The following is a 20,114-nucleotide window of genomic DNA, read 5'->3' as shown; positions in this document are numbered from 1 at the left end:
TTAAGTCAAAAGGTGTCCTTCTAATATTAAACAAGGGGGTGCGTCAAGCAATTATTATGGGCAATGATGTGTTCCCAGAAGAACACAAGGGTGGGCACCGCTTGTACGATTTTTCTCGTAAACGTCTGCCGGGATCGGATTTGTCCCAGGGGCCTGGCAAAATTGAAAGACGGGTTCTCCAAAAAAGAGGGGCCTTAAAAATAATTATTGTTTATATTGGTAAATAATAGTAAATAAAAGCGTTTGTTAATATATTATTTTGTATAAAATACAAAAAGCGGCAAATAATAACAATAAATTTTTCAAGCAGTTTTTTACTGCTTGATCTCCTGCTGTGCGGTTTTTTATCTGGCAGTAGGTAGGTGTGGAAATTTCCCATCAATTGGATCTGGAACCTTAAGCAGTGAGGATAAAAATGAACACCGCTAAAATCGTCCCCCTGGAAAATGAGAACAGAGCATTGGAAACCTTCAAGAGGCAAAAAGAGGCCTGTCTTAAGCACCCCTATCTTTCCCATGGGGAGCGGATGGATGTTTTAAGAAAAATTGAGCAGATTATACAAGAGAATGATCAGGCAATTTGTGAGGCAATCTGTGCCGATTTTGGAAACCGTTCCCACCATGAAACAAAAATCCTGGAAATATCCAGCAGCATAATGGGGTTGAGATATACCCGGAAACGGTTAAAAAAATGGATGAAAACTCAAAAACGCCATACCTCCCTGGTATTTTTTGGCGGAAGCAATAAGGTTATCCCCCAGGCAAAAGGCGTGGTGGGGATTGTGGCCCCCTGGAATTATCCCCTGTTCCTGGTGCTGGGTCCTTTAACCTGCGCCATTTCGGCAGGCAATCGGGTAATGGTTAAACAGGCAGCCAATTCCCAGAGACTTTGCACTTTATTGCAAAAAAAATTTTCTGCAATAATTTCTGAAGAATTGATCGCATTCCTACCGGGAACCCCCTCAAAAGATTTTTCTTCCCTGCCCTTTGATCACCTTGTTTTTACAGGTTCCCCAACGGTGGGGAAAACGATTATGGCCACGGCTGCAAAAAACCTGACACCCGTGACATTGGAATTGGGGGGCAAGTCGCCCACTATTTTAGCAGAAGATTTTGACTTAAAAACAGCGGTTGAACGGATATTGTATGCCAAATTCATGAATTCAGGGCAGACCTGTGTGGCCCCGGACTATCTCTTTGTGCCGGAAGGCAAGCAAGATGCGGTTGTCCAAATGGCAAAAACAATTGTTTCCCGTCGATATCCAAGATTGGAAACCCGGGACTATACCAGCATTATCGACCAGAAAGCCTATTTGCGACTCTTGAAGACCCTTGAAGATGCCAGGGATAAAAATGCAGATATCATTAATTTAATACCAGGCCCCCAGGCAAATGATGAATTGCAAAAAATCTCTCCTTGCATTGTGACCTCTGTCAATGAAGAGATGATCCTTATGCAAGATGAGATATTTGGCCCCTTGCTGCCGATAATGACCTATGAATCGCTGGACGAGGTCATTGCCTATATTAATAGCCATGAGCGCCCCCTGGCTCTGTATGCCTTTTCCAATGATCAGGCGTTTTTGGACAAACTGATTTTAAACACCCGATCAGGCGGTGTCACCATAAATGATTGTGCCATGCATGTGGCCCAGCATGATCTACCCTTCGGGGGAATCGGGAACTCCGGGATGGGCCAATATCATGGATACGAGGGCTTTGTTGAATTCTCAAAACTCAGACCTGTTTTTAAACAGGCAAAAAAAGCCCTGGCCGTCGCCCCTCCCTACGGAGCAACCTTTGACAGACTTTACAAATTAATAAAAAAAATAAAATGGATTTCCTGAAACATCTGCAAATCCTTTATTTCCATCTGGCGTCTTTGTTTGTTGTGATGGCCTTACAGACCTACCTGTGCTGTGTAAACAGCACCATCGGAGGAACCGCCGGTTATGGGATTATCAAACACGATGGTGTGGGACTTAGCCGTTGCAAACACCTTGCAAAGATGACGGGTAAAGGATGGGTCCGGCGGTCCATCGGCCCAAAGGGCAAAAACGCCGCCGGGCTTTAAATGCTGGGCCAGTTCCCCCAGCCCTTCTCGCGTATAAAAACGGGTGTTTGTCTGGTGTAATACCCGGGTTGGTGTGTGATCTATATCCAGAAGGATGGCATCATGCTTTTTTTGGGGATGGTTCGGATCAAAGCTTTTTGACAGGTCAGAAGACAGTGCAAAAAAGTCGGCGTTGAGAAATTGGCAACGCGAATCCTTTGTCAGGATTTTGCCCAGGGGGACAAGTCCTTTTTGGTGCCACTCGATGACCCCTTCTAAATACTCTACAATTACAAGGGATTTTACACGCTCATCTTCCAAGGCAGAAACAGCGGTGTACCCAAGCCCGAGGCCCCCGATCACAACGTCTAAATTTTCTTTTTTTAATAGATTGAGTCCCAGTTTGGCCAATTGAGATTCTGCCTCATGGAACAAGCTTGACATCAAAAAATCCTCGCCAAGTTTTACCTCATATATCTCAAGACCCCCGAGCTGTAGCAACCTACGGCGCCGTAATATCAGGTCCCCGATAGGCGTTGATCGAAAATCTATTTCTTCAAAGTTTAAACTCATTTCATTCCTTCGGGTCTTCGGGGCTGTGCAGCACCACCAGTGCAGCCTGATCACGGCTGGCGATTTGATGGGCCGCCTTGGCAGGTACAATCTGGAAATGGTCATCAAGGCGAACAATGGCCAATTGCCCAAGACTTAGTCGCCTGGCGATCTCTTCATTTACATACAGTTTTTTGATTTTTTTCCCCAGAACAAAGTGGTAGGGCTCATCATAATAATCTTCTAAATTCAAACGGTTTGTTTCAATGAGTTGCCGGACCTGGGCCAGACGTTCACGTTTCTTTTTTTCTTTATTGAGTTCTTGGTTGAGTTCCCGGTTACGTTTTTCTTTGGCCAATTTTTCTTCAAGCGCTTTATTTATTTCAGGAGAGGCGTTTTTCCCTTGATTTTTTTTGCGATTGGCACGTTTTTCATGCGAGATTTTTTTGACCTGTTTTTTACTAACAAGTCCTGATTTAAGGAGCTGGTCTTGAAACGATGTTCCCATTATGGTGCAAATCCTTTAATAAACGTCACTATATTTTGGCATTCTTTTTCAAGGGTTGAAAATTTTTCAGTCAGGTTATCCAGGTCATGATTACGTACGGCTGATTCGATAACCAGACTGCCCTTGTTTGAATCAGGCATGATGTGTTTCTCCCTTTTGGGGTAAGGAATTCTCACCGTTGTTAGGAATCCTTTTTTTGTTCCCAGAAGTCACGGCTTTCTTTGAGAATACCATTGATATCATCGTCAAGTATTTCTTCTTGAAGCACAGCTTCATCCGCAAGATCCTTTTCTTCCAGGCTCTCATCTTCCAGGCTCTCATTTTCCAGGTTTTGGGTGTCAACCTCGTTTGATTCTGCCATGCTTTCGAAATCTTGTGTTTCCACTGATTCATCGGACAGAAGATCCCCTGTTTCAAGGTCCAGGGAGGATATGTCTGTCTCCTCTTGATCGGTCAGGTTTGTTTCGTCTTCTGGTTCATCCTCAAGACCATATTCAGGAAGACCAATGGAGATGTTATCTTCCAGATCTTGTTCGGATAGATCTGGTTCTGATAGATCTGGTTCTGATAGATCTGGTTCAGCGGTATTGATCTCGTCGGGATCGGTTTCGTCGAGTCCTGTTTCAACCAAGGGGATTCCATCATATGGGGGATCATCTATTCCTTTATCGGGGAGTGTATCCTCGAAATCAAATTCTTCCAAGGCCATTTCCGGGTCCGTGGCAGGTTCAAGGAGGTCCGCCTCCCCGGTATCAATATAATTGCCCTCCCTGTCAAAGAGCAGGCTGCCGCTTAACTTGATATCAAAGTCCAGCCTGAAAGCGACTTTATTGTTGTGAACCACAATCTGCCCCCCCTTTGAAGACAGGGTGGAAGCCCCCATGCGATCCTTGAGAATCTGTTTGACTGCATCCAGATCCAGATCTTCTTGTACGGCATTAATCAGGTCTTTTTCTCCATCTTCAATGACTTGTGGGTCTGTAATTTTCATGGAAACACCTCGTCTATATATTGTATGTCTGATTGGCAAAGCGGTTTTCAATGAATTTTTCAAGATCAATGATTTTACCAATTTCCATGACATCATGCATGTATCGTTGAATTTTCTCCAGATCCTGGGCCTCCGGGTAGAGGCCGTCCCAACGGATGGCCTGGGGTTGGGAAAAAACATTTGTTAATACGGTTGGATTAAGCCCCATTTTGCCTTGGGGGTCAAGGAAGCTGACAGCGATTTGGGCCGCCCGGGCTTTGTCGTTTTCAATGTATTCTCCGGTTTCAACCATCAGGGAGACAAATTCCTGGGCAGCTTCGGGATGTTTCTGGATAAAGTCTTCCTGCATGGCTACGACACAGCAGGGGTGATTGTCCCAACGGCTGGCTGAATAAAATTCCAGATTTCCAATGTCATTGACAATGGCTTTGGTGGCCACGGGTTCCGCCACCATAAAGCCGGCAACATCTTCGTTTTCTCGCATGATTTCCGGCATTTTAATGGGGGGCACCACCTCAAATCGTACATTTATGGCTTTTTTGCCCGGGACACCCGGTTTTAATCCGAGTTCCTTTAAAAATTTATGGGCCAGCATGTGGTGGACAGACATTTTATGGGGAATGTCCACCACCTTGTATTTGTAGAAACTTTGGAGAGAATCAAACCTGGGGTCATAGTGTTTGGATCTGACAAAGGTGGATCCGTTTTTATGGGCAAAAAGTACCAGACGTATGGGAGAATCATAGGCAAACAAATCCATGGCAATGGGAGCCAGGACCAATGCGCAGTCAATTTCTCCGCTTTCAAGACCTTCCTGGATGGGGTTCCATCCTCCCTTAAGGGTTGTGGTCAGGTCAAAATGCTGGGGTTCTACATCCCCGGTTTCAATCCTGTGTTTAAGGGCACCCAGGGCAAGGTGGTCTGTGATCTGAATATGGGCCACGTTCAGTTCTACCCTGCCGCCGATGGTGCTTCGTTTTTTTTCTGCGCGCTCGGTCTGTTCCATGCCGCCGGCAAAGGCTTGTTCAATGGCCTTTCCTATTTGGTCGGCATCAAAGGGCTTTGGAACATGGCCGTTTCCCCCTGCTTCCTTGATGCTCAATTGCTGACCCTTGTCAGACTGGGCCGTGGCCATGATAAAGGGAAGATCTTTAAATTCGTCGGTGGCCCGGAGTGCTTGTAAAAATTCTATGCCATCCATTGTGGGCATATTCCAGTCACTGACCACAAGATCCGGACGTTCAGTTTTTACTTTTTCCATTCCGTCTGCACCGTTAACCGCCATGACAAGGTTTGTGTATCCGGCTTTGGCAAGAATCTGTTTAAACATCATGCGCATGGTGCCCGAGTCATCTGCCACCACAATTTTTATATTTGGGTCTACCGCCATAAAAAACTCCTTTAGTAATTATTTGATAGTTTTATGCTAAATTTATACCAATTTTATTAAAAGGTATCTATTCATTTCAGGACCAGTTCACCTTATGCTGGAGTTTCTGGAAAAAACGGTCCAGAATAAACCCTAAAATTCCAATGGCAATGATCATCGCCATGAGCTTATCGTACTCCATGGTATCCCTTGCGTCATTGATGAGATAGCCCAGTCCGCTGGAAACACCCAAAAACTCTGCCGGAACCAGAACAATCCATGCCACCCCCAGCGCCAGTCTCAGGCTGGTCAGCATATGGGGCAGGGAGGAGGGGATTATAATGGTCCGTATCAGTTGGGTGTCGCTGGCTCCCTGGTTCAATGCCATTCGTATCCATTGGGGATTAATATTTAAAACGCCAATGGTCGTATTTAATATTATAGGACAAATGGTGGCCATTACAATCAAAAAATAGATTGCCGACTCAAAGCTTGTAAATAAAAGCAGGGCAATGGGCATCCAGGACAGGGGGCTGATCATTCGGATAAACTGGAGGGGAGAGTAAGATAGTCCCCGAAGCGTTGGATAAAAGCCGATGATAATGCCTGTGGGAAATCCAATCACAGAGGCAATAAAGATTCCCACAAGAATCCGTCGAAGACTTGCAAAGGCCGAGAGCCAGAAACCACTGTTTTGGAATGCATCCACCAGGGCATTGAAGGTGGGGCCTGGTAGAAATCCCTTAAACTGAGAAAATTGGGGCCGGGTAAAAATAAAAAAAGAAATCAGTCCCCAGAGAACTGCAAATAGCACAAGTCCGATGATTTCATATTTCCAGCCAAACTCCATGCGGCCGAAAACCGCATTCAATCCAACCTGCCTGGAGCTTCGATATACAAACCGATTAATTGATTTCAACAATTTCTTCCCTTGAAAATGGTGTTTCTATGCTGCAATCGCAAAATTTAGAAATTCCGCCCATCTCAGCGATGGCTTTTCTGACAAAGGTATCATCCACAAGCTCCCTTGTTGCCATGCCTGCATCCAGGGATGCAAGAAAATCGGTATTCCCTTCAACCCGGGTCTGTTTCATCTGTTCCATAATAAATCGGGTGGCAGACGGAAAGGGAAAGGGTTGGAAACCAATGCGTGTCACATCCCATTGGGGGTGAACCAGTTCTGTTCGTGGAAGGGGGGCAAAAACCCTCGCCAGAACCGTCTCTGGAACCGGAAGGTACCCTTCTCCGTCACGGCTGAGCAGGTGGGCCGTCTCTCGTGGGTTTTTTTGACACCAGGCCTGGGCCCGGACAATGGCATTCATCGCTTTTTGCATCATAGCCTGGTTCTGGCGGATAACATTTTCGTTGGCAACAATGACACAGCAGGGATGGTTTTTCCAAATATCTCCGGAAAATCTCATGATCCGGGCATTAAATTTTACCTGGGCCAGGGCATTAAAGGGTTCTGCCACAATAAAGGCATCGATTCTTTTACCTAAGAGAGCTGTGGGCATGTCCGGCGGCGATAGAATAAAGAGATTGACTTCGTGGGGTGCCAATTTTTCGGACTGGGGTTTGATCACCGGTGTAAGTCCCTGGGTTTGAAGACCCAATTGCAAGATGAGATTGTGCATGGAGTACCAGGAAGGCACGGCCACCTGTTTTCCGCCAAGATCGGAAAACTTAAAAATTTCGGAATCTCCCCTTACGGTGATGGCACTGCCATTGGTATGGTCCCAGGCAAGAACCTTGACAGGCATTTTTTGTTTGAATCGCATCCATACCGGTATGGGAAAAAGCATATGGGTCAGATTGAATTTTCCGGCCAAAAAGGATTCAATCAAGATTTTCCAGGATCGGACCATGACAGGTCTTTCGACCTGAAGTCCTTCCTGGGAAAAATAGCCAAGGCCGTGGGCAACCAGAAGCGGTGTTGCATCTGTTATGGGTAAGTACCCAAGTTTCAAGGGTGTCTGGCGGGCAAATGAGGGAAGGGCGCAGGGAAGGATAAGGCCGGAACAGCTAGCTGCGGCTGTCTTTAAAAATTTTCGTCGTGACCAAGTGTTCATTGTTTTCCCTTTTATCCCCAGGCTATAACATGCTTCGTTTGGCCATGTATGCGTTTTTGAATCGTTCCAGGATTTTTACCCGTATTTCCTTGAACCTTATATGGCTGCGTTCCCTTGGATAGTCCTCATCTATTTCAAAAATATCGGTTATATTGGCAGGTTCCCCTGCCAAAAGAATGATTTTGGTTCCCAGCCGTATGGCCTCATCAATGTCATGGGTGACAAAGACAGCGGTAAATTTTTCCGACAGCCACAAGTTGACCAGTTCTTCCTGGATATGGGCCTGGGTAAAGGTATCAAGAGAGGCAAAGGGTTCATCTAAAAGAAGGGCGCTGGGGTGCCCCACCAGAGCCCGTGCCAGACAGACCCGTTGGGCCATACCAAGGGAAAGCTGGCCTGGCTTTGAGTCGGAAAATCCGGCCAGCCCCATGATTTCAAGAAACTGGTTTGTCCGGTAATCAAGGTCTTTTATATCCCCCCTTATCTTACAGCCATAGGCCACATTTTCTCGTACATTGAGCCAGGGGATCAGGGCGGGTTGCTGGAAGAGCATGGACCGGGAAGGGTGGATTCCCTTGAGTTCCTGGCCATCCACATGGATAGCACCCGAAGATGGCTGTTCAAGTCCTGCCAGAAGGTTTAAAAGAGTGCTCTTCCCACACCCGGATTCTCCCAGGATGATAACAAAATCACCCGCTTTAATGGAAAAGGAAATGTCTTTGAGCACAACATGATCTGGCTTTTTATGGCGTTTATAAACTTTTGTTATTCGTTCAAGATCAATTTTCACAAGTTTATTTCCGATAGCGCCTGGTTTGCAAGGGCAGGATTAACAAAGGCATCCAGATCAATGGTCTGGGACATCACGCCCATGGTATCTGTCATATAGGTTTGAATTATATCCAGTTTTTCCAGGTCTGGTAACAGCTTTTGCGGGGAATAGCTTATCTTGCTGTTTAAAAGGGCCTGCCGGACAATATCCTTTTCCTGACCCAGAAAATTTTGAGCAAAATCAAGTATTTTTTCTTCAAAGGGGGTGGGCTGGGTAGCCAGTATGTGGGCAGACTGAAAAAAATGGCCGACCAGTTCTTCCAGGGCTTTGCCATGGGAGGTTTCAAGGTCCTTTTGAATCACAAATCCGCAACAGGGATGATCCTTCCACAGACTGTCCGAGGTACACAGCTTGTCGGCAAAACCTTGGGTAATGGCCTGGCTGCCATAGGGCTCCGGCACTATACAGGCGCCGATATCAAGGTCTTCGTCATTTTCAAGTATTTGGGGCATGAGAAAAGGACTGGTGGATTCCACAAGGATTTTTTTTGGGTCAGTTACAAAGGAATCCTGGGGGCCCAGGTTTAAACCGGCGGCAGTCAGAAGTTTATGGAGCAGCAGATGTTGAACAGACAAGTTGTGGGGGATCAAAATACTTTTTCCCCTAAGATTTTCAAGGCTTTTTATCCTATTTTTCCTGCTTTTCACCATCAAGCTGCCGGACCTGTGGACAAACATCAAAAAAGAGATATCAAGGCCGGCGGCAAACAGATCCATTGCCAGGGGAACCGTAATAAAGGCGCCCTGAAGATCTCTTTGTCTTAATCCATCACAAATTTGTTCCCATGAATTCATGGGTACGTTTTCAAGGGTTGAGTGGTGTAATCGCTCACCCGTGGATTGAAGCCGGAAAACAGAGTGCCCCAGAATGAGGTGATCAATAATTTTTAAATGTCCAATGCGAATATTCAGATTTTTCTCCATTAATACCTCTTTTTAGTCCCCTTGGTATTAACCCTTTCCCATAAAAATAAGCAGATATAACGATGATATCCTTATCACAGGCACTATTCCCTTGGCAAGGGTATTACGGTTCGGCCTTGATAATGTTAAGGCCGCCGAAAGATTTTAAACCAAAAGCAAATAAAGAGTATTGGCGGTTAGGATAAGGGAAAAAAGATTTCTGCTGGAGGAGAGAACCTGGCCCAACGGGCCAGGTTCTTCCAGAGCGATCAGAATTTAAAGGCGATTGGTTAGATGTTGAGCATACGCCTAGGGTTATGCTTGGTTTTTGTCATTGAGATGCTCAGTCAATTGGTCAATTCGCTGATTCAATAGTTTAATGTCTGAGCGTGTCGGTAAATCCAACTTCTTCAATATCTTTTCAATGGCGGTTTCTATTTTTTTATCAAACCCTTGCTTGGCATCCTCATATTTTTGCTGGCACTCATTGAGAAATTGTTTTGCTTCGGTCTGGTCCATCTTGGATTGTTTGGCAAATTCCTTTGCCAGTTCCTCAATTTCATCCTTGGATCTTAGGGCCAGGCCCACACCGGTTAACAAACTTTTTTTAATGGTTTCAAGCATTTGACCTCCTGATTTTTTTATTTTTATTTTGAACCAAAGGAGACATCTAGGATATCCTCTACACAGGTATCCCCCTCCAGGATAGCATCCATCTTACCATAGGCCTGGGGAAGAAGGGTAGAAATAAAAAATTTGGCCGTTGCCATTTGCCCTGCATAAAAGGCCACATCCTTGTTTTTAAGTGCTTTTTGTGCAACAGCGGCCTTGTCCAGGCTGCCCACTCGTTTGGCAAGTTTCGGGGCGGCAATGCTGGCCCGCCACAGATGCATCCAGGCAAAGGTGACATCTCCTGTTACCTCCAGAAAGGGATGGGCAAAGGCATAGGCATTTAATGCCTGGTCTGATCTGGATCGATCCTTGATGACCGTTGCCACTTCCTCAAGCCGGGATACTGCATGGGCCACTTTTGCAGTTATCTCTTCAACTCCTTCGATTTCCTTAGCATCCTGAATGGTTTTTTTGATCTGGGCGATAAAATAGGCAAAGGAACCTCCCTGGTTCATGGACAGTTTCCGGCCCAGAAGATCCATGGCCTGGATGCCGTTGGTGCCTTCATAGATCATGAAGATCCGGGTATCCCTCATGAGCTGCTCCACGGGGAACTCCTGGACATACCCATAACCACCGTAGACCTGAACTCCGTGGGAGCAGACCTCAAGGGATTTGTCCGTGATATAGCCCTTGACGATGGGGGTTAAGACCTCAATTAAAGCGGCAGTTTCTTTTTTCAGGGTTTCATCCTCGGTGGTATGGACGATGTCGGAACATTTTGCGTAATAATAGATCAGAGACCGCATGCCCTCGGTATAGGCTTTCATATTGAGCAGCTGGCGTTTGACATCCGGGTGCTGGATAATGGCGACATCTTTGGCCAAAGGATCCTTGCTGGCCATAAGGTGCCTTCCCTGGATTCTTGTCCTGGCATATTCCAGGGCATACATATAGGAGGCAGAAGCCACAGCAAACCCCTGCATGCCTACAAAGGCCCGGGCCTCATTCATCATTTTGAACATTTCGGGCATGCCCTTGTTCTCTTCTCCGAGCAGGGTACCAATGGACTCTGCCTTTTCCCCCAGGGAAAGGGAGGCCGTTGCATTGCCGTGGATGCCCATTTTTTCTTCAAGTCCTGTACAGACAACGTTGTTGAACTCCCCCAGGCTGCCGTCGGCATTCACCAAAAATTTGGGGACCAGGAATAAAGAAATTCCCTTTGTTCCGGCAGGTGCCCCTTCAATCCTGGCAAGCACCGGGTGGATAATATTGTCACACAGATCATGCTCACCGGCAGAAATAAAAATTTTGGCTCCCTGGATGGCATAGGTGCCGTCCTCTCGTTTTACGGCGGTGGTGGTCAGCGCCCCCACGTCCGATCCTGCCTCGGATTCAGTGAGCAGCATGGTGCCGCCCCATTGTCCTGCAAACATTTTTTTCATATAAAGGTTTTTTTGCTCTTCGTCCCCAAAGGCTTCCACCAGTTTGGCTGCCCCATGGGTCATGCCGTAGTAGAGCATGAAAGCAGAATTGGCGCCTACCATGTATTCAAGGGCAGCGCAACCTATGGTCTTTGGCATGCCCTGACCCCCTACAATAGGGTCGTCACACATGGCCAGCCATTCTCCTTCACAATAAAGTTTCCAGGCCCGTTTAAAAGAGTCGGGTAGGGTGACCTTGCCGTTTTCAAGCTTACATCCGATTTCATCCCCATCTTTGAAGGTGGGTAAAATTTCTTTGATGGCCAGATTTCTGGCTTCGGATACAATCAGATCAGCTGTTTTTTTATTAAACTCTTCAAATAGTTCATGGTCGACCATTCCAATTTGTTCATGTAATACAAAATCCACATCTCTTCTGTCTGCGATTAGCTGTGCCATATATAAGATCCCCTCGTTAAATATAAGATTTATTGTATAGTACGATTTATATTCTTGGTTTTCCTAAGCAAAATAACTGCAGTTGTCAATATGTTAACCACAAAAAAGTTTGGTGATTTTAAACTATTTTTAAAATGAGCAACAAAAAGAAAATTAAGGGCAATTAATGAAGTGTGTTTATATCTTATGGAGAAATTGTCCTGCGCCCATATTGATAATTTGGTGGTAATCAAAAAAGATATTGATTTCTGTGTCGATTCATAAGATTGTAGGGAGTTAAGTTTGTGTATGGATTCTAATCTTTGGGGTTGATACAGGAGAATCATGTTTATTAAATGTTGGGGATCCAGGGGATCAATATCTGTATCAGGACAGCAATATGTACGTTATGGCGGGGATACCACCTGTATCGAAATTCAGGCGAAAACAGGGGAAACCGTTATTATCGACGCCGGCACAGGGATCCGTCGGCTTGGCAATTCCCTTTTGAGGCGCAATATTTCTGACTACACCTTGCTGCTCACCCATACTCACTGGGATCATATTCTGGGGATTGCATTTTTCAAACCCTTACTTTATCGTAAAACCCGGATTATTTTTCAGGACCGGAAATTTGGGAGTTTTGATACACGAGGGGTATTAAATGAAGTCCTGAAGCCTCCTTTTTTCCCTGTTCAGCTAAAGGATCTGAATGCCGATATCCAGTTTGATACCTCCTTGACCGGAAGCTTTAATATTGGTTCTTTGGCCATAGATTCGATTCCCACAAGCCATTCAGAAGGAAGCCTGGGATACAAATTTACAGAAGACGGGAAAAGTTTTGTTTTTTTAACAGATAATGAACTTGGGTTTTCCCATCCCCAGAGCCAAAAGGTTGAGGACTATATCAAATTTGCAGGAAATGCCGATCTTTTATTGCATGATGCTGAGTACACAAAAAGTGAATATGTCCGGAAAACCGGGTGGGGTCATTCCTGTATCCCCGATGTCATGGACCTGGCTGCAAAGGCCGGGGTTAAACGACTGGGTTTGATTCATTTGAACCAGGACAGGACCGACGATGATATGGATGCCATCGTACAAGACTGCACCAATGTGTTTAAAACCAATGCACAGGCGAATAATACCCAGGTAATTGATTGCTTTGCCGTTCCCTATAATTATGAAATTACCCTCTGATATGTTAACCAGGTCTTTAATTTGATAGGTTAATCTGCTATTTTAATTTGATACCTTAATCCCCATAGTTTTCTTCTCCTCATAAAAAAATGGAAAAATACAAATGATGCGCAATTGGCAAGAATCGATGCAGTCCTTTTTTCACCCACGGGTTGTCACCATGGTTTTTTTCGGATTTTCTGCGGGCCTGCCCATATTATTGATTTTTTCATCCCTCTCTTTGTGGCTCCGGGAAGCCGGGGTCGAAAGATCGGCTGTTACTTTTTTCAGCTGGGCAGCATTGGGGTATTCATTCAAATTTGTCTGGGCGCCTTTGGTGGACCGGCTGCCCATCCCTTTTTTCACAAGGGTGTTAGGGCGCAGGAGAAGCTGGATAATAGCGGCCCAGATAGGTGTTATAGCAGCCATCTTGTGGATGGGGTTCACAGACCCTGCATCGGGCCAATATCCATTGACGATCATGGCAATGGCAGCGGTCATGCTTGGTTTTTCTTCGGCAACCCAGGATATTGTCATTGATGCTTATAGAATAGAATCGGCTGACATTGATCTCCAGGCCCTGATGGCTTCGGCATATATTGGTGGTTATCGGATCGGCATGCTGGTTGCCGGTGCCGGTGCCCTGTTCCTGGCACAGTTATTTGGATCCACAAAGGGACATTATCTATATCAAGCATGGCAGACCACCTATTGCATCATGGCAGCTTTCATGCTGGTGGGAATTATTACGGCATTGCTTGTGTCCGAACCCGGGGCTGAAGAAATTGAAGGAAAAACTTATACACCCAAGGATTATCTGGGATCTTTATTTTTGTTTGCCCTGGCAGTAGGCGGGTTTATCCTGACCTTCCATTTTACTGCGGACATGGCCCTTGGGATGAAAAAAAGTGTTGGGCTTTTTTTGAATAATAAGCCCCTTGCAGGACTTTTGGTTGAAGTTGTCCGGCTAGGTTCTGGCATCAGTGTGGCCGCTGTCATTGGAAAAATTGCCATGGCAACGGGTGGGGTGAATAAATCAATGGTGATAGACAGCTATCTTGCGCCTGTTTCTGATTTTTTTAACCGGTATGGGGTTTTTCTTGCCTGGCTGATACTGGCTTTAATTGGCCTCTACCGAATCTCGGATATTGTATTGGGGGTTATTTCCAATGTTTTTTACCAGGATCTTGGCTTTACAAAGATAGAGATTGCAAGTGTGGTAAAAACTTTCGGTCTTTTTATGACCATTGCAGGTGGGTTTTTGGGAGGGTTTTTGTCCATCCGATACGGGGTGCTCAAAATTTTATTCATGGGGGCTTTGCTCTCTTCTTTGACCAATTTGTTGTTCATGGCCCTGGCCGGTATGGGGCATAATCTACCCATGCTATATCTTGTCATCTCCGCCGACAATTTGGCAGGAGGGCTTGCAAGTGCGGCCTTTGTGGCCTTTTTGTCAAGCCTCACCAATATTAGATTCACGGCCATCCAATATGCAATTTTCACCTCATTAATGACCTTGGTCCCCAAGGTTTTCGGTGGTTATTCCGGCACCATCGTTGATACCCTGGGGTATTCTACTTTTTTTCTCATTACCGCACTGATTGGTGTCCCTGTGTTGATTCTTGTCTGGCTGAGCGGGAAATATCTGGGCATGAAAGAAGACGCCACTTCATTGTAAATTTTATTTTTCTGGAATAAAATTCTTGCCAGAACCTTCTTTAGCAGCAGGGGAAAAGGTAGTATCCCTATAAAATAAATAATTCTTGACAAAGAAATACCATTTTTTTAATTAGAGATGGGGGATAATAAAGATTCTATCTTTATTTCAGGAGGCAGTTTGTTTTACCAGACCACTTTTTAATCTTAAGAAGAGGTGACCAATAGATTCTTATCATATTGTGCACAAGGGATGCACCTATATAATAAAAATGATCGGCAGGATATGCCGGTCCAGCAAAGTGTATACAAAAAAATCGGCTTTGGACTCGGGAATTGTTTTCCCGGGTGCAGGATAGCCGATTTTTTTTGTTCGGCTGCTAATTACGGGTCACTTTTTTTTCCTCTCCTTTTCTTATTCTGGTGAATTCTTATCTTGAGCCCGGTCGCTGGACTCTTTCTCATATACCGGACTTTTATTTCAGCCCTCTGCCCCGAAGCAAGTGTTGCTTGCACAGAAGCAAGTGTTCCAGGCCATAGTTTAAACTTTAATGCGGCTATACTAAACGGTTAGGAGGTTTGAGAATGACGCAAAAGGTGACATCCAACAAAGATCTTGCAGGTGCGGTCATGGTGCTCGGCGGCGGTATCGCAGGAATGCAGTCGGCCATTGATTTGGCAAATTCAGGGTATTATGTTTATCTGGTCGAAAAATCATACGCCATCGGCGGCATGATGGCCCGGTTGGACAAGACATTTCCAACCAATGACTGTACCATGTGAGTTATCTCACCCAAACTGGTCGAGGTCGGCCGGCATCTGAACATTGAGTTGTTAACAAATACGGAACTTTTGGAATTGGATGGTGAACAGGGGAATTTCACGGCCAAGATCAAAGAAAGTCCACGATTTGTTGATATCTCAAAATGTACCTCCTGCGGGGAATGTACCAAAGTATGTCCCGTTGATACGCGAAGCGAACACAACGAGGGGCTTGCGCCTCGAAAAGCCATCTTCAAACAATATGAACAGGCCATACCCGGTGCCTACGGCATTTCCAAACGCTCCATTGCACCCTGTAAGGCAACCTGTCCGGCACACGTGTCCATTCAGGGGTTTATCGCCCTCATGGGCCAGGGAAAATACCATGAAGCCTTAAAGCTGTTTAAACAAGAACACCCCTTTCCCGGGGCCTGCGGAAGGGTATGCCATCATCCCTGTGAAGCGATCTGTACCAGGGGAGATGCTGATCAACCCCTGGCCATCCAATATCTGCATCGGTATCTGGCAGAGTTGGATCTGGAAGGCGATGACCCTTGGCTTCCGGAGATTGCAGATAAACGAGAGGAAAAAATAGCCATTGTGGGGTCAGGCCCGGCAGGGCTCACGGCTGCCTATTATTTGGCTCAAAAAGGGTATGGGGTAACCATATTTGAAAAATTGCCGGTGCGGGGGGGAATGATGGCCGTGGGGATTCCCGAATACCGGCTGCCCAAAGCAGAGTTGGAACGAGAGATCGATGTGATTGAACGATTGGGGGTTGTGATTAAAACCGCTGTTGAATTTGGAAAGGATATTACCCTGGAAAGCCTTAAACGAGAGGGCTATGCCTCTGTGTTCATGGCAACCGGTCTCCACGGTTCCAGGGCGCTTGGGGTCAAGGGTGAAGACCTTGAGGGGGTTCTTAAGGGAACAAACTTCCTGAGGGATGCCGCCATGGGCAAGGGCAAGAAACTTTCCGGCAGGGTGGTGGTCATCGGCGGCGGTAATGTGGCCGTTGACGTGGCCCTGACGGCAAGACGTCTGGGGTCCGAGGATGTCACCATGGTCTGTCTGGAAAAACGAGACGAAATGCCGGCCTGGGATTATGAGATTGAAGAAGCCATAGAAGAACGGGTGAAAATTGTCAACAGCCAGGGCCCCATCGGTTTTTACGGAACCAACGGAAAGGTGGAAGAGGTTTCTTTCCAGGAATGTACGGCTGTCTTTGATGAAAACGGAAGGTTTAACCCTCAGTTTGATGATTGCAAGCTGAATTCCCACGAGGCCGACACCGTGATTGTTGCCATCGGCCAGGCAGGGGAATTGGGATTTGCTGAACAGGAAGGAATTTCTCTGACCCCGCCCGGCGGGTATGCAGCAGATCCTGTTACCCTGCAGACCCCCATTGAATGGGTCTTTGCCGGTGGAGACGCTTTTTACGGACCCAAGTCCGTTGTGGATGCCGTCGCTTCAGGCAAAACAGCCGCCGAAAGCATGCACCGGTTTATAAATGGCCTGGACCTCACCGAGGGTCGGGAAAAAAGCTATGAGTTCGAAAAACCCGAAATCATCGATGTGCCCCGGCTGCCCCGGGAAACCCCGGAAAAGATTTCGGTGAAAGATCGGGAAGGCAATTTTGCGGAAGTTACCTTGGGGCTTGCAAAAGATGCCATTGACAGGGAAGCTGCCCGCTGTCTGTCCTGCGGTATCTGCTCGGAATGTTACCAATGTGTGGAGGTCTGCCTGGCAGGAGCGGTGGATCATGACCAACAGCCAAAAATAAGGGATGTCTCAGTGGGGTCTGTGATCATGACCACCGGGGCCACCACCTTTGACCCGTCGGACATGGATGATACCTATATGTACAAGCGGTCCAAGAATGTTCTGACCTCCATTGAGTTTGAGCGGATCCTGTCCGCCGGCGGGCCGACCATGGGACATCTGGTCAGGCCCTCGGACGAAAAAGAACCGGAAAAGATTGCCTGGCTCCAGTGCATCGGTTCCAGGGATACCAATCGGTGCGGAAACGGGTATTGTTCTTCTGTTTGTTGCATGTATGCCATCAAGGATGCCATGATTGCCAAGGAGCATTCGGAAAAGGAATTGGATGCGGCCATCTTTAATATGGATATGCGGACATTTGGCAAGGATTATGAGAAATATTATAATCGGGCCGCTGACCAGGAAGGGGTGAGGTTTGTTAAGTCCAGGATACACTCTGTTGTGGAAGAGCCGGGGTCGGACAATTTGATTTTAGAATATGCCGACGAAGAAGGGGTGATGCACAAGGAAATTTTTGACATGGTCATCCTGTCCGTGGGGCTGACCATTCCCAAGGCCAGTGTTGACCTTGCCAATCGCATCGGGGTGGACCTGGATCGCTATAATTTTGTCAAGACCGATACCTTTACACCCTTGGCAACCTCCAGACCCGGAGTCTTTGTGTCCGGAACCTTCCAGGGACCCAAGGATATTCCCTCTTCCATCACCGAAGCATCCGGCGCCGCCGGTGCCGCCGGGATCCATCTGGCAGCAGCCCGCCATACCCTGACAAAGACGGTTTCCATGCCCGAAGAAAGGGATGTGCTGGGAGAAGAACCCAGGATTGGGGTCTTTGTCTGTAAATGCGGGATTAACATCGCCGGGATCATTGATGTGGACGAGTTGGAACGCTATAGTAAAAATCTTCCCAATGTGGTCTATACCGGTGAAAATTTGTTCACCTGTTCCCAGGATACCCAGGTTTCCATAAAAGAACTCATTGACGAACATCAGCTCAACCGGGTGGTGGTAGCTTCTTGTACCCCCAAAACCCATGAAGGGATTTTCATGGATACCCTGGAGGAAGCAGGTCTGAATAAATATTTGTTTGAAATGGCCAATATCCGTAACCAGGACGCCTGGATGCATTTCCATGAACCAGAACAGGCCACGGCCAAGGCCAAGGATCTGATCCGAATGGCGGTTGCACGGGTTGCAACTCTTGGGCCTCTCCACGACAAGCGGATCACCATTATTGACAAGGCCCTGGTGGTGGGCGGCGGTATCGCGGGGATGACGGCTGCCAAGGGCCTTGCCGACCAGGGATTTCATGTGACCCTGGTTGAAAAACAAGATGTTTTGGGTGGTCTTGGCAGACATCTCCATCACACCATTGAGGGGGATGATATCAGGGCCTATGTAGAGGAGCTTGTACGGGGAGTCGAAGACCATGACAACATTGATGTGCTCAAACAGGCATTGATTGTCGACTTTGGCGGGTATAAAGGTAATTTTAATACTGAAGTGCTGGTGGGCTCTTCCATGGCGCAACAAAAAATTGACCATGGGGTGATGATTGTTGCCACCGGCGCCACTGAATACAAACCAACCGAATTTTTATACAATGAAAGCGATTGTGTTGTCACCCAGCTGGAACTTGCTGACATGATTGAGGCAGATTCTTTTGGAGAGGGCGAGCCCAAGGTTTTGGAGCGGGTGATCATGATCCAGTGCGTGGGATCCAGAAATGAGGAAAATCCCAATTGTTCGAGGATCTGCTGCCAGAGTGCCGTGAAAAATGCCATTGCCATCAAGGAGAAAACGCCGGAGACGGACGTGTTTATCCTTTATCGCGACATGAGAATGTACAGCATGATGGAAGAATTCTACACAAAGGCCAGGAACCTGGGGGTCATCTTTTCCCGGTTTGACAGGGAGCATCCGCCGGTTGTGGAACAAGGAGATGACGGCAATATGAGCGTCACCTTCAGGGACCATGTACTGGGGCAAAAACTTGAGGCAAGTTGCGATCTTGTGGTCTTGAGTGCCGGGGTTACGGCTGCTGACACGAAAGAATTGGCCACCATCATAAAAGCCCAGCGCAATCCCGAAGGGTTTTTCATGGAGGCCCATGTCAAGTTACGTCCTGTGGATGGGGGAACAGAAGGGGTGTTTATCTGCGGGACGGCCCACGGACCCAAGTTGATAACCGAGACCATTGCCCAGGCAATGGCAGCGGCTTCCCGTGCCACCACATTTCTTGCCCAGGAATATTTGACCTTAAGTGCGGTCACAGCGGAGGTCGACCAGGCCAATTGCGCATCCTGCCTGGTCTGTGTCAGGTCTTGTCCCTATCATGTGCCGGTGATCAATGAGGAGGGGGTTTCCTACATTGATCCGGCCCTGTGCCAGGGATGCGGGGTGTGTGCCTCTGAGTGTCCGGCAAAAGCCATAAAACTCAATTGGTATGATGATGATTCATTGCTCAGCAAGGTGGATGCTTTGCTGGAGGGGGTACTATGATAAAAGAATTCGAGCCGGTGATACTGGCATTTTGCTGTAATTTTTGAGGGTATTCAGCTGCGGACCTGGCAGGTTCCATGAGATTGAAGATCCCGACAAGTTTTAGAATTGTTCGCCTTCCCTGTACGGGCAAGATTGATATTATTCATATCCTGAGGGCCTTTGAAAAAGGGGCGGACGGCCTCTATGTGGTGGGGTGTATGGAAGGTGATTGTCATTTTAACCAGGGCAATTACAGGGCGCGCAAGCGGGTTGAACAGGCCGCAAAGATTTTGGATCAGGTGGGGGTTGGCGGAGAACGGGTGAAAATGTATAACCTGTCTTCAGGTGAAGGCCCTTTGTTTGCACAGTATTCCATTGAAATGGTCAACAAGATAAAAGAAATGGGCCCCAGCCCCGTTCGCCTGGCCAAACAGAAAATGGCAAAACAAAAAAAAGCAACGGCAGCTTGATATGGTTTGAAAAATTTAACAGCTGAATATGA

Annotated in this window: 16 protein-coding genes; 5 read left to right on the top strand and 11 right to left on the bottom strand. The window is 46.9% G+C overall.

Translation table 11 applies throughout. The annotated features are described in order from the left end of the window. Positions 1-415 precede the first annotated feature (415 nt). On the top strand, positions 416-1,846 hold the full coding sequence (locus ACZ45G_RS20740) for a coniferyl aldehyde dehydrogenase (RefSeq protein WP_464172410.1): 1,431 nt from the start codon (positions 416-418) through the stop codon (positions 1,844-1,846). Positions 1,847-1,899: 53 nt separating this feature from the next. Here the strand turns inward: ACZ45G_RS20740 and ACZ45G_RS20735 are convergent, their stop codons facing one another. The 11 genes from ACZ45G_RS20735 to ACZ45G_RS20685 all read right to left on the bottom strand — a co-directional run bounded on the left by ACZ45G_RS20735 (position 1,900) and on the right by ACZ45G_RS20685 (position 11,770). Then, the gene (locus ACZ45G_RS20735; RefSeq protein WP_464172409.1) at positions 1,900-2,625 is read right to left on the bottom strand and encodes a spermidine synthase; all 726 of its coding nucleotides are present in this window, start codon (positions 2,623-2,625) and stop codon (positions 1,900-1,902) included. 1 nt (position 2,626) lies between these two features. Then, positions 2,627-3,112 (bottom strand): DUF2058 domain-containing protein, encoded by a 486-nt coding sequence (locus ACZ45G_RS20730; protein ID WP_464172408.1) that lies wholly within the window; start codon positions 3,110-3,112, stop codon positions 2,627-2,629. After that, a complete protein-coding gene (locus tag ACZ45G_RS20725; protein WP_464172407.1) occupies positions 3,112-3,252 on the bottom strand; it encodes a hypothetical protein in 141 nt (46 codons plus the stop codon). Before ACZ45G_RS20725 ends, ACZ45G_RS20730 begins: the two co-directional genes overlap by 1 nt. 41 nt (positions 3,253-3,293) lie before the next feature. Further along, the gene (locus tag ACZ45G_RS20720; RefSeq protein ID WP_464172406.1) at positions 3,294-4,103 is read right to left on the bottom strand and encodes a hypothetical protein; all 810 of its coding nucleotides are present in this window, start codon (positions 4,101-4,103) and stop codon (positions 3,294-3,296) included. Positions 4,104-4,116: 13 nt separating this feature from the next. Beyond that, complete coding sequence (locus tag ACZ45G_RS20715) at positions 4,117-5,493, bottom strand: ABC transporter substrate-binding protein (RefSeq protein WP_464172405.1); 1,377 nt, start codon at positions 5,491-5,493, stop codon at positions 4,117-4,119. Between the two features lie 76 nt (positions 5,494-5,569). Continuing rightward, on the bottom strand, positions 5,570-6,391 hold the full coding sequence (locus ACZ45G_RS20710; RefSeq protein WP_464172404.1) for an ABC transporter permease: 822 nt from the start codon (positions 6,389-6,391) through the stop codon (positions 5,570-5,572). Beyond that, a complete protein-coding gene (locus ACZ45G_RS20705; RefSeq protein WP_464172403.1) occupies positions 6,378-7,541 on the bottom strand; it encodes an ABC transporter substrate-binding protein in 1,164 nt (387 codons plus the stop codon). The genes ACZ45G_RS20710 and ACZ45G_RS20705 overlap by 14 nt, the downstream gene beginning before the upstream one ends. Positions 7,542-7,563: 22 nt before the next feature. Continuing rightward, a complete protein-coding gene (locus ACZ45G_RS20700; RefSeq protein ID WP_464172402.1) occupies positions 7,564-8,331 on the bottom strand; it encodes an ABC transporter ATP-binding protein in 768 nt (255 codons plus the stop codon). Continuing rightward, positions 8,328-9,296 carry an ABC transporter substrate-binding protein gene (locus ACZ45G_RS20695; RefSeq protein ID WP_464172401.1) on the bottom strand — a complete coding sequence of 323 codons (969 nt, stop codon included), beginning with the start codon at positions 9,294-9,296 and terminating at the stop codon, positions 8,328-8,330. The genes ACZ45G_RS20700 and ACZ45G_RS20695 overlap by 4 nt, the downstream gene beginning before the upstream one ends. A gap of 294 nt (positions 9,297-9,590) precedes the next feature. Beyond that, positions 9,591-9,899 (bottom strand): phasin family protein, encoded by a 309-nt coding sequence (locus ACZ45G_RS20690; protein WP_464172400.1) that lies wholly within the window; start codon positions 9,897-9,899, stop codon positions 9,591-9,593. 23 nt (positions 9,900-9,922) lie between these two features. Next, positions 9,923-11,770, bottom strand: coding sequence for an acyl-CoA dehydrogenase (locus tag ACZ45G_RS20685; protein WP_464172399.1), 1,848 nt, complete (start codon positions 11,768-11,770; stop codon positions 9,923-9,925). Positions 11,771-12,094: 324 nt separating this feature from the next. Here ACZ45G_RS20685 and ACZ45G_RS20680 point away from each other — a divergent pair, with 324 nt between their 5' ends. From ACZ45G_RS20680 to ACZ45G_RS20665, 4 genes are all read left to right on the top strand, one after another. After that, the gene (locus ACZ45G_RS20680) at positions 12,095-12,949 is read left to right on the top strand and encodes an MBL fold metallo-hydrolase (protein WP_464172398.1); all 855 of its coding nucleotides are present in this window, start codon (positions 12,095-12,097) and stop codon (positions 12,947-12,949) included. 103 nt (positions 12,950-13,052) lie between these two features. After that, complete coding sequence (locus ACZ45G_RS20675) at positions 13,053-14,606, top strand: AmpG family muropeptide MFS transporter (RefSeq protein WP_464172397.1); 1,554 nt, start codon at positions 13,053-13,055, stop codon at positions 14,604-14,606. A gap of 563 nt (positions 14,607-15,169) precedes the next feature. Then, on the top strand, positions 15,170-19,630 hold the full coding sequence (locus ACZ45G_RS20670) for an FAD-dependent oxidoreductase (RefSeq protein WP_464172396.1): 4,461 nt from the start codon (positions 15,170-15,172) through the stop codon (positions 19,628-19,630). Next, on the top strand, positions 19,627-20,082 hold the full coding sequence (locus ACZ45G_RS20665; protein WP_464172395.1) for a hydrogenase iron-sulfur subunit: 456 nt from the start codon (positions 19,627-19,629) through the stop codon (positions 20,080-20,082). The genes ACZ45G_RS20670 and ACZ45G_RS20665 overlap by 4 nt, the downstream gene beginning before the upstream one ends. Positions 20,083-20,114: the final 32 nt, after the last annotated feature.

Source organism: Desulfoconvexum algidum, from assembly GCF_055382125.1.
The sequence above is the reverse complement of the archived record's forward strand: the minus strand, read 5'-3'. Positions and strand labels throughout refer to the sequence as shown.

Excerpts from the sequence above, each read along its gene's own strand:
- ACZ45G_RS20740 (WP_464172410.1), top strand. The coding sequence starts at position 416 with ATGAACACCGCTAAAATCGTCCCCCTGGAAAATGAGAACAGAGCATTG.
- ACZ45G_RS20735 (WP_464172409.1), bottom strand. The coding sequence starts at position 2,625 with ATGAGTTTAAACTTTGAAGAAATAGATTTTCGATCAACGCCTATCGGG.
- ACZ45G_RS20730 (WP_464172408.1), bottom strand. The coding sequence starts at position 3,112 with ATGGGAACATCGTTTCAAGACCAGCTCCTTAAATCAGGACTTGTTAGT.
- ACZ45G_RS20725 (WP_464172407.1), bottom strand. The coding sequence starts at position 3,252 with ATGCCTGATTCAAACAAGGGCAGTCTGGTTATCGAATCAGCCGTACGT.
- ACZ45G_RS20720 (WP_464172406.1), bottom strand. The coding sequence starts at position 4,103 with ATGAAAATTACAGACCCACAAGTCATTGAAGATGGAGAAAAAGACCTG.
- ACZ45G_RS20715 (WP_464172405.1), bottom strand. The coding sequence starts at position 5,493 with ATGGCGGTAGACCCAAATATAAAAATTGTGGTGGCAGATGACTCGGGC.
- ACZ45G_RS20705 (WP_464172403.1), bottom strand. The coding sequence starts at position 7,541 with ATGAACACTTGGTCACGACGAAAATTTTTAAAGACAGCCGCAGCTAGC.
- ACZ45G_RS20695 (WP_464172401.1), bottom strand. The coding sequence starts at position 9,296 with ATGGAGAAAAATCTGAATATTCGCATTGGACATTTAAAAATTATTGAT.
- ACZ45G_RS20690 (WP_464172400.1), bottom strand. The coding sequence starts at position 9,899 with ATGCTTGAAACCATTAAAAAAAGTTTGTTAACCGGTGTGGGCCTGGCC.
- ACZ45G_RS20685 (WP_464172399.1), bottom strand. The coding sequence starts at position 11,770 with ATGGCACAGCTAATCGCAGACAGAAGAGATGTGGATTTTGTATTACAT.
- ACZ45G_RS20680 (WP_464172398.1), top strand. The coding sequence starts at position 12,095 with ATGTTTATTAAATGTTGGGGATCCAGGGGATCAATATCTGTATCAGGA.
- ACZ45G_RS20675 (WP_464172397.1), top strand. The coding sequence starts at position 13,053 with ATGATGCGCAATTGGCAAGAATCGATGCAGTCCTTTTTTCACCCACGG.